General features: G+C 73.2%; 11 protein-coding genes. 6 read left to right on the top strand and 5 right to left on the bottom strand.

The window, feature by feature from the left end; all coding sequences use genetic code 11:
- Positions 1-88: 88 nt before the first annotated feature.
- The 3 genes from ACFV04_RS16775 to ACFV04_RS16765 all read right to left on the bottom strand — a co-directional run bounded on the left by ACFV04_RS16775 (position 89) and on the right by ACFV04_RS16765 (position 2569).
- Positions 89-1345, bottom strand: a complete 1257-nt coding sequence (locus ACFV04_RS16775; RefSeq protein WP_380529747.1) for a PQQ-binding-like beta-propeller repeat protein — start codon at positions 1343-1345, stop codon at positions 89-91.
- 46 nt (positions 1346-1391) lie between these two features.
- Entirely contained in the window at positions 1392-1832 is a 441-nt protein-coding gene (locus tag ACFV04_RS16770) for a hypothetical protein (RefSeq protein ID WP_380349452.1), read from the bottom strand.
- Between the two features lie 89 nt (positions 1833-1921).
- The gene (locus ACFV04_RS16765) at positions 1922-2569 is read right to left on the bottom strand and encodes a TetR/AcrR family transcriptional regulator (protein WP_380349454.1); all 648 of its coding nucleotides are present in this window, start codon (positions 2567-2569) and stop codon (positions 1922-1924) included.
- Positions 2570-2636: 67 nt separating this feature from the next.
- On the opposite strand from ACFV04_RS16765, the gene ACFV04_RS16760 reads away from it, so the two are divergent.
- From ACFV04_RS16760 to ACFV04_RS16745, 4 genes are all read left to right on the top strand, one after another.
- Positions 2637-4112 carry an FAD-dependent monooxygenase gene (locus ACFV04_RS16760; RefSeq protein ID WP_380529745.1) on the top strand — a complete coding sequence of 492 codons (1476 nt, stop codon included), beginning with the start codon at positions 2637-2639 and terminating at the stop codon, positions 4110-4112.
- A 139-nt stretch (positions 4113-4251) separates the two neighbouring features.
- Positions 4252-4602 (top strand): S26 family signal peptidase, encoded by a 351-nt coding sequence (locus ACFV04_RS16755; protein ID WP_380529743.1) that lies wholly within the window; start codon positions 4252-4254, stop codon positions 4600-4602.
- Positions 4603-4796: 194 nt separating this feature from the next.
- Positions 4797-5447: a DUF1707 domain-containing protein gene (locus tag ACFV04_RS16750; RefSeq protein WP_380529741.1), complete on the top strand. Its 651-nt coding sequence runs from the start codon at positions 4797-4799 to the stop codon at positions 5445-5447.
- A gap of 46 nt (positions 5448-5493) precedes the next feature.
- A complete protein-coding gene (locus ACFV04_RS16745) occupies positions 5494-5937 on the top strand; it encodes an NADAR family protein (protein ID WP_380349464.1) in 444 nt (147 codons plus the stop codon).
- Positions 5938-6072: 135 nt separating this feature from the next.
- Here the strand turns inward: ACFV04_RS16745 and ACFV04_RS16740 are convergent, their stop codons facing one another.
- The gene (locus ACFV04_RS16740) at positions 6073-7056 is read right to left on the bottom strand and encodes a GNAT family N-acetyltransferase (protein WP_380529739.1); all 984 of its coding nucleotides are present in this window, start codon (positions 7054-7056) and stop codon (positions 6073-6075) included.
- Positions 7057-7137: 81 nt separating this feature from the next.
- On the opposite strand from ACFV04_RS16740, the gene ACFV04_RS16735 reads away from it, so the two are divergent.
- Together ACFV04_RS16735 and ACFV04_RS16730 are read left to right on the top strand one after the other, a co-directional pair.
- Positions 7138-7356 carry a hypothetical protein gene (locus ACFV04_RS16735; protein ID WP_380529737.1) on the top strand — a complete coding sequence of 73 codons (219 nt, stop codon included), beginning with the start codon at positions 7138-7140 and terminating at the stop codon, positions 7354-7356.
- A 150-nt stretch (positions 7357-7506) separates the two neighbouring features.
- Positions 7507-8022, top strand: a complete 516-nt coding sequence (locus tag ACFV04_RS16730) for a DinB family protein (protein ID WP_380349472.1) — start codon at positions 7507-7509, stop codon at positions 8020-8022.
- A 126-nt stretch (positions 8023-8148) separates the two neighbouring features.
- Here ACFV04_RS16730 and ACFV04_RS16725 read toward each other — a convergent pair whose 3' ends face one another.
- Complete coding sequence (locus tag ACFV04_RS16725) at positions 8149-9273, bottom strand: ABC transporter substrate-binding protein (protein WP_380529733.1); 1125 nt, start codon at positions 9271-9273, stop codon at positions 8149-8151.
- Positions 9274-9292 lie beyond the last annotated feature (19 nt).

Raw genomic sequence — 9292 nt, 5'->3', positions numbered from 1 at the left:
GTCGGACCGGCCGACTTCCCACTCCCGCACGTTGCCGTGGCCGACCCGGCCGACCCGGCCGACCCGGCCGACCCGGCCGACCCGGCCGTCAGGCCGAGGGCAGTGCTCCCAGGGCGTGCAGGCCGGTGCGGCTGCCGCGGAAGACCGCCGACCCGGTGGCGGCCAGGAACACCTTGGTGTACTCGGTGCCCCCCGTGAGCCGTTCCGGTTCGTCCCGCCAGCGCGGCCGGCCGGTCGCGAGGTCGAACGCGAACAGCCGGTCGTCGTTCGTCCCCACGTAGACGCTGCCGTCCGCGGCGGTCATCGAACTCATCCCGCGCCCCAGGCCCATGGGAACGTTCGCCGTCCACATCGTGTCGCCGGTCCGCGTGTCCAGGGTCGTCAGCCGGTCCCCGCTGAGCAGGCACACCGATCGGTCGGCGACCGACAGCGGGCCTGCCACGGGCAGCCGTCCGCGCTGCCACAGCACCCGCCCGGTGGCCGCGTCCAGTGCGAAGACCGTCGAGGAGGTCGCCCCCGGGTCGGTCTGTCGCACGTGCACGACGCCCTGGTGGACGACGGGGGCGTCACCGACGGCGGCGACGGCGTCCTGGGCCCAGCGCCGTTCGCCGCCGTGCGCGTCGTACGCGAGGATCCCGCCGTAGCGGCCCGCGGTGTACACGGTGTCCCCGGCCAGTGCCAGGACGCCCGAGGCGCCGGGGTCGCTGCTCCAGCGCAGCGCGCCGGAGGCCGCGTCGTGGCAGTGCAGCGAGGTGCCGTGGGCGGTGAACACGCTGCCGCCGCCGACGACGGGCTGCTGCTGCCACGCGGACTCGTCCCAGTCCGGCAGCGGCGCCTCCCACCGGGGCTCGCCCGTCGCCGCGTCGAGGACGTGCACACCGCTGGTGGAGACCACGCACACCACGCCGTCTCCCGAAGCCAGCGGCCAGCCGCCGGAGTTGGCCAGCTGCCAGCCGTCCAGGGCGTCCACGGGCGGTGCCGCCCCGACCGCCCGGCTCCAGCGCACCGCGCCGGTGCGCGGGTCGAGGGAGCGCACACTGCCGTCGTATCCCGAGGTGAACAGCGCCTGCTGCGGTCCGGCGGGCTGTCCGGCGGGCTGTTCTGCGGGATCGCCGGGCCCGGCGGCCAGGACGACCCGGCCGCCGAGGTCGGGCGAGCTCCACAGCCGCGGGCCGCGCACGTCGCCCCGGCGTGCCCACCAGCCGACTCCGCCGGCGACGGCGAGCGCGCTGAGGCCTCCGGCGGCGCTCAGCAGCAGTCTCCTGCGGTCGGGCCGAGCGGGCTGCGGGGGTGCCGGCGGGGCGGGGGGCTGGTGCTGGGTGGTGTCGGAGTTCACGACGGACATGACTTTCGGGTACGGACCTCTGGTTCCCGGGGCGGACGGGCGGCGACTAGAAGGTGGTCCAGTCGTCGTGGTCCGGGGTGCCGAGGGTGCGGACGCGCTCGCCGGCGGCGTCGTCGAAGGTGTCGGTGGCGATCTTGAACGACTGGCCGTTGGGGCGGAGCCCGAACAGGGTGACCTTCTCGTTGCTCTGGCCGGTCAGGTCGAGGTGGATGCACTGGCCGGGCGGCACGACCGTGGTCGACAGGTTGCCGCGCTTCTCGAACACCGCGTAGGACCCGTAGGTGCCGCCGGAGCAGAGGGTGAAGTCCGGCGCGAGCGTGGGCTTGGAGGTGGGCGTCGCCCGGGCGGCCACCGGCTTCGCCGCGTTCGACGCGCCGGTCGCCGGGGCGGCGGTGGCGGTGGCGGCCGCGGCGAGGCCGACGGCGGAGATCAGGCCGGCGGTCAGCAGCAGGCCGGTCGTCCGGACGGAGCGGGGGGTAGCGGGCACGGGTCCTCCAGGGCTTGTGAAGCGGATCGGGGCGTCTCGTGCGCCCCGATCCGCTCAACGGGCCCTTTCGGCGCGAAGGTTCACCGCGCTCATGCCAAGGACGGCCCCTGGCCGTGCTGCCCGAGCCCGTCGCGCAGCAGGTCGAAGGCCCGTTCGGTCGCGCGGACGGCCTCCGGGTAGTGCTCGTCGGCGGAGGTGCCGGCCGCCAGGCGTTCCTGGTTCATGACCGCCAGTTCCCGCTGTACCGCGATCACCTGGACGGCCGTCAGGCGCGCGGTGAGCGGTTCGACGTCGGCTTCCCGCAGGGCCTCCTCCAGGGCGTCGCTGCCGCGCGTCGTGTACCGGATCAGCCGCGCGGCCAGGCTCTCGGTGTCGGCGATCAGGCGCAGGAAGGCCATGACCCCGGGGTCGTCGCACAGGCCGGTGTTGGGGTCGCGGTGTGCCAGGGCGTCGAGCAGGGCGGCCCGCAGCGCCTCCAGTGGGGGTTGTCCGGCGGGGCGGGCGCGGACGGTTCGGGCGGCCTCGTTCTCGTGGTCGGCGAAGCGGTGCAGTACGAGGTCCTCCTTGGTGGGGAAGTAGGCGAAGAGGGTGCGCCGGGAGACCTCGGCGGCCTCCGCGATCTCGGTGATCGAGACCTGGTCGAAGCCCTTGTCGAGGAAGAGGCGGATCGCGGTGTCGGCGATCGTCTCCCGGGTGCGTTCCTTCTTGCGTTCCCGCAGGCCCATCGGCTGATTCATGCACTCAGTCTACCTCGTGGTAGACTGAGTGCAGATTTGCACTTGGTTCTTCTTTCTGGAGGTCGTCGTGCGTACCGAGGTCATCGTCGTGGGAGCGGGCCCGACCGGGCTGATGCTGGCGTACGAGCTGACGCTGGCCGGGATACCGGCCGTCGTGCTCGAAAAGCGCTCCACCCCCGACACCCAGTCCCGGGCCGGATCCCTCCAGCCCCGCACCGCCGAAGTGCTCGACCTGCGCGGACTCCTCGAACCGCTGCTCACCCCGGAGACGTCCGACGCCGCCACCGGCCACTTCGCCACCCTGCCCGTCGAACTGGACTGCCGCCCCTGGCGCACCCGCCACCCCCGCCCGGTCACCGTCCCGCAGACCCGGCTGGAAGCCCACCTCGAACACCTCCTCACCGAGCGCGGCGTCCCCGTCCTGCGCGGCCACGAGGTCACCGCCGTCCACCAGGACCCGGACGGCGTCACCGCCCACTGGCACACCGACGCCGGCCCCGACGCCACCCCCGGCGACGGCCTGATCCGCGGCCGCTACCTCGTCGCCTGCGACGGCGGACACAGCACCGTCCGCCGGCTCCTGGACGTCCCCTTCCCCGGCCGCGAACGCCGGATCTCCTCCGTCGCCGCCGACCTCACCCTCGCCTCCCGCTCCGACACCGTCCCCACCGGACGCGGGCACTTCAGCCGGTACACCCGCTCGGCCGGCGGCTACCACACGATCCTGCACCCCGTCGGCCCCGACCGGTACCGGCTCCTGTTCGGCAAGCTCTCCGGTGACGGCCCCGACCACCGCTCACCCGTCCACCCCGACGAGGTCCGCGAAGCCCTGCACGCCGCCTACGGCCCCGACACCGAACTGGGCGAACTGCACGCCGCCTCCCGCTTCGGCGACGCCGCCCGCCAGATCGAGCGCTACCGCGAAGGCCGCGTCTTCTTCGCCGGCGACGCCGCCCACATCCACATGCCCGTCGGCGGACAGGGCATCAACCTCGGCCTCCAGGACGCCGTCAACCTCGGCTGGAAGCTCGCCGGCACCATCCACGGCTGGGCACCCGCCGACCTGCTCGACAGCTACCACCACGAACGGCACCCCGTCGCCGCCCGCGTCCTGCGCCACACCCGGGCCCAGGCCGTGATCATGAACGCCGGCCGGGACGAGGAGATCGGCACGGTCCGAGAACTCGTGACCGACCTGCTCCACCTGCCCGACACCAACCGGTACGTCGCCGGCATGATGTCCGGCCTCGACCTCCACTACCCCGGCGTCGGCCCCCGGCTGATCGACCTCGACCTGACCACCCAGGACGGCCCCACCCGGGCCAGCAGCCTGATGCACTCCGGCCGCGGCCTGCTGCTCTCCCTCGACGGCCGGACCCGCCCGGTCGGCGACCGCTCCGACCGCGTCGACCACGTCGTCGCCACGACCGACGAGGACCTCGACGGCGCCACGGCCCTCCTGGTCCGCCCCGACGGCTACCTCGCCTGGACCGACACCGACGGCACCCCGCTCGACACCGCCCTCGCCCGCTGGTTCGGCTGAGCCCCCGTCACCCCGCGGCGCGGCCGCCGGGGGCGGTGCGGTGCGGCCCGGGCCGACCGGGCAGGGGCCGCCCCGCCGGTGACCGCGGCGGGCGGAAAACCGGTGGGGCGACCCCGCCCCGGTCTGCCACGATCGCCCGATGGGTGCATTGGATGCGGTGGCGGCCAGGGTCGCCGGCGGGGCCACCGTCGAGTTCCGGCCGAGCGGTTCCTCGATGGTCCCGTTGATCCGCAGCCGCCAGCCGGTGCGCGTCGCCCCCGTCGACCCCGCCCGGCTCGAACCGGGCGACATCGTCCTCGCCCGCGTCGCCGGAACCGTCTACCTGCACCTGGTGTCGGCCGTCGACCCGGCCCGCCGACGCGTGCAGATCAGCAACAACCGGGGCCGCGTCAACGGCTGGACCGGCCACGACCGCGTCTTCGGCATCTGCGTCGCCGTCGACGGCACCCCCCGGCCCGGCGCCACGGACAAGACCACCGCCGTGCCGTGACCGGACGGTGAGCCCCCGTCACCCCGCCGGAACGCCCCGCCCGCCCCGCACCGCCGGGCCGGACCCGGCCGCCCGGATCGGCGCTGGCGGGAACGCATGCCGCGCTATAGCGTGGGGTCCCGTCCGCGCCGCTGGACCCCCACCGCGCGAACAACGAGAAGAGAAGCAAGAAGCCGAACCCAGGACAGGACGCAATGCCGGCAGAGACACCACCCACCGGGAACCACACCGGCCGCAGTGCGCAGCCCGCGATGCGGGCCTCCCACGCGGACCGGGACCGGGTGGCCGAACTGCTGCGGATCGCGGCGGGCGACGGCCGCCTGACCGCCGACGAACTCGACGAGCGCCTCGAAGCCGCCCTGTCCGCGCGCACCGTCGACGAACTCGCCGACCTCACCGTCGACCTGCCGCCCGTGTCGCTGTCCGGCGGCGCCGTGACGGACGTCAAGGACCTCCTGCGGATCGACCAGAAGTGGGCCACCGTCAAACGGACGGGACGCTGGGTCGTGCCGCGCCGCATCGAACTCTCCGTGGAGTGGTGCGACGTGACGCTCGACTTCACCGAGGCGGTCATCACCCAGGACACCCTGCGGATCGACCTCGACATGCGCGGCAAGACCCTGACGCTGATCACCGGGCCGGGTATCACGGTCGACGTCGACGCCCTGGCACTGGAGTTCGCCAACGTCAGGAACCGCCAGACCCAGGACGCCGGCACCCCGGCCACGCTGCGCGTCGAACTGGCCGGCCACAAGAGCTTCGGCCGCGTCGTCGTGCGCCCGCCACGCCGCCCGGCCGGCCGCTGGATCCGCCGGGGCACCCCCGCCCTGCCCAGCGCCGACTGACCCGCCCACGACCCCGCCGACGGCCCCGACTGCGTGCGACACCCGGATGACGATTTACTTCTACGGCGCCGACGACGTCCCGTACGGCTGCTTCTCCAACTTCTCCCCGCACACCCTGGAACTCGACGGCCACCTGTGGCCGACCTCCGAACACTACTTCCAGGCCCAGAAGTTCACCGGCACCCGCCACGCCGACCTGATCCGCCGCGCCCGCACACCGCTGCGCGCCGCCGAACTCGGCCGCGACCGGTCCAAGCCGCTGCGGCGGGACTGGGAGCGCGTCAAGGACGACGTGATGCGCCGCGCGGTGGAGGCCAAGTTCCGCACGCACGAGGACATCCGCGCCGTCCTGCTGTCCACCGCCGACCAGGAGATCGTCGAGGACACCACCACCGACCACTACTGGGGGCGCGGCAGCACCGGCACCGGCAGGAACATGCTCGGCCGGATCCTGATGCGCACCCGGACCCGGCTGCGCGCCGAAGCCTGACCACAGAACGGCAGAACGGCAGAACGGCAGAACGGCAGAACGGCAACCATGGGCCACCTTGCCGCAGCCGGCCTGCGGCCCGTCCACGGGTGGACCGAACCGGACGGACTGACCGGACAGCCCGATGACCGGTGATCAGGCAAGCGGCTTGCGGTAACGGACGTACTCGTTCTGCCGCCGGAACCCCACACTCTCGTAAAGGTCGTAGGACCGGTGCGGGTTCGCCGTGCCCGTGAACAGCCGGGCGGTCGTTGCGCCCTGCGCGCGAAGGCTCCGCAGCCCGTCCAGCAGCAGGGCCCGGCCGATACCGAGGCGTCGCCGGTCCGTCCGGACACTCAGCTCCTCCACCTCGCCCACGGTGCGGTCGTGGCGGCGGATGGAGCAGAGGGCGACGCCGACCATCTCCTGCCCGTTCCAGGCAGCCCTCCAGCATGCCGGGTCGGCGGTGTCGACGAAGTCCTGGAAAGGCCATCTCTGCGTGAAGCCGGTGTCCGCGTACGAATCGACGACCGTCCTCCAGGCTGCACGGTAGTGGCTCGTCCCGATCGGCCCGGTCCGTATCCCGGCCGGCAGTGCGCTGCCCGGCTCGGGCAGGTGCCGCAGATCGCCCAGCTCCAGTTCGACCAGGCTGAAGACACGTCGGTAGCCGGCTGCGCGCAGAAGTGCCGTGGCGTCCTGCTCGGAGGCCGTGGCGTTCGCGCCGATCACTGCCGTCCGCGCCGTTCCGTGCTGATCGACGAGCCGGCGGATCCGCTCTTCGGCCCAGCTCAGCATGGCTGAGCCGATGCCCCGGCCGCGATGCTCGGGCAAGAGGTAGCCGCTGTGCAGGTACAGCCACGTACCGTCCCGCTCGTGCCACCACCGGATCGTCGAGTAGCCGACGACGCTCCCGTCGCACACCACCAGGATCTGGTTCTCGGACGGCTCCTCCACCTTGGCGGAGGCTTCGGCGATCTCGGCCGCTGTCGGGAGCCCTTCCACAACCGAATGGGCATCGACCCGGTCCCGTTCGGCACACCCCAGCCGCACCGCGGCCATGGCGCCGTGGTCTTCGTCGCCGCGATACGGCCGGAACCCGAAGCCGACCGGAAGGTCCTGTCCTGCCGTGCCATCCAGCATGACCGGATGGTCTCGAACTTCAGGCAGGTCCGCCACCCTATGGAAAGAGCAAGAACAAGGGCAGGGCTACGGGCGTTCGACGTGCCCAACGAACCGTTCATCGACTCGGCCCGCGCGTTCATCGGAGGCGAGCGGGTTCCTCCGCTCGTCCTCGTCCTCGTCCTCGTCGGCGAGAGGCGGGACGACCTGGTCTGCCTTGAGGGTCACCTGCGCCTGACTGCCTACGCCCTCGTCGGCTTCCCGACCGACGTCGAGTGCCTGATCGGCACCGCGTCGGCCATGGGACGCCGGGCGAAGTAGTCCGCGCACGCCAAGCTCTCGGGTGGCTCCCTCCCTGGATCGAGCCGCCTGCTCCTCGCGCTCGACCAGGGTGCCGTTCCCGAAACCGTGCCCCTGCCCGGACGTAAAACCGGGTGCCCCATCCCGGCCGCCCCGGTATCGTGCGCCGCCATGGCATCGGAACTCCACCGTCCCCCGTTCCAGGCGGACGAACGCACCGCACTCATCGGCTGGTTGGACCTGCAGCGGAAGATCCTGCGCTGGAAGTGCGAGGGGCTGAGCGACGAGGACGCGCACCGCTCGGTCATCCCCACCTCACCGGCGATGACCATGGCCGGGCTCGTCTCCCACATGCGCTGGACCGAACACCTTTGGCTGGAAGTGCTGTTCCTCGACGGCGACGAGACACAGAACCCGTCCTTCGACGAGTCGAGCGAGGACGCCGACTGGCACACCGGCGGCCGCCCCCTCGCCGAACTCCTCGCCGAGTACGAGGCCCAGTGCGCCCGTAGCAACGAGATCGTCGCCGCTGCCTCCCTGGACGACACCGGTCGCCACACCGGCTTCCGCAGCGGCGGCGCCAACCTGCGCTGGATGCTCATCCACCTGGTCGAGGAGACCGGCCGCCACGCGGGCCACGCGGACGTCGTCCGCGAACTCCTCGACGGCACCAAGGGCTACTACTGAGGCCTTCCGGAACCGGTTCGCGCCCGGTGCTTACAGTAGCGCGAGGGAGCGCGAACCGACGGGGTGATCATTCGTCAGAAGGAGTGGGAAGTCGGCGGGGCCGACGTCCCGCTCCTGCACGTCCGTTCAGCCGGTGTGCAGGACCCGGAGGCGCTCCGGCGCCGCCGGGTCCCGGTCGACGACCTGCACCGGCGGCCACGCCCACTGCCAGACACGGCCGCCCGGCGGCCGGGAGAACCGGATCGGCCCGCGGGTGCCCTCGACGGTGACGCGCGGCCACGCCCCGGCGATCCGGGCCTGGTCCGGGCCGGCGGTGCGCAGCACCTCGGCGAGGACGGTGACGGCGTCGTAGCCCTCGAACGCGACGAAGGACGGCTCGGTGCCCAACTGCCCGCGCAGGGTGGCCTCGACCCGGGCGCCCAGCGGGCCGAGGCGTTCGGGCAGGTAGCGCAGGAACGGGACGCCCGAGCCGCCCGCGCCCAGCGGCTCCGCCCACTCGGCGAACTCCGGCTGACCCGCCGGGGCGCCGATCAGGACCCCGCCCAGGCGCGGGTGGTGGCGGACGGCCTCGACGACCGCCGCCGCCGGGTCCGCAGCACCGACCAGGAGGAGCAGCGCCGTCGCGCCGTCCCCGGCGAGTTCGTCCGCCAGGGCGGCGGGGGAGAGCGCGTTCACGTCGAGCTCGACGACGGTGGCGCCGCGCGCGGCCAGGTGCTCGCGCAGGATGCGGATGCCGGAGGCCCAGTAGACGTTCGGCTGGACGGCGACGGCGATCCGGCGATGGCCCGCGCCGAGGAGGAAATCCGCGTAGACCCGCCAACCGTGCGACTGCGCCGGGCAGATCCGCGCGACCCACTCCGACGGCTGCTCGGTGAGCGCGTCGAGCACCGCCGAGGAGCAGAGGAACGGCAGCCCGAGGGAGTGGGCCCGTGCGGCGACGGCCTGGGCGACGACACTGTGGTACTCCCCGACCACAGCGGCCACGCCCAGGGCGGCCAACTCGTCCACCTCGGCCACGGCCCCCTGCGGATCGGCCGCCGTGTCCCGGACGAGGAGTTCGAGCGGCCGCCCGCCGATCCCACCGGCGGCGTTGACCTCACGGACGGCCAACTCCAGCCCGGCGTGCAGGTGCCAGCCCGCCGTGACCCAGCCGGGCCGGGACAGCGGAGCGAGGGCACCGATCCGGATGGAGGACCCGTCGGCCTGCTCGGGAGCGGGGGGTGGTGGTGGCGTCGTCGTCATGGCGGACATTGCATCCGCCGCCGTCACC

Origin of the sequence: Kitasatospora sp. NPDC059599 (assembly GCF_042735125.1) — a bacterium.
GTDB lineage: Bacteria > Actinomycetota > Actinomycetes > Streptomycetales > Streptomycetaceae > Kitasatospora.
The sequence above is the reverse complement of the archived record's forward strand: the minus strand, read 5'-3'. Positions and strand labels throughout refer to the sequence as shown.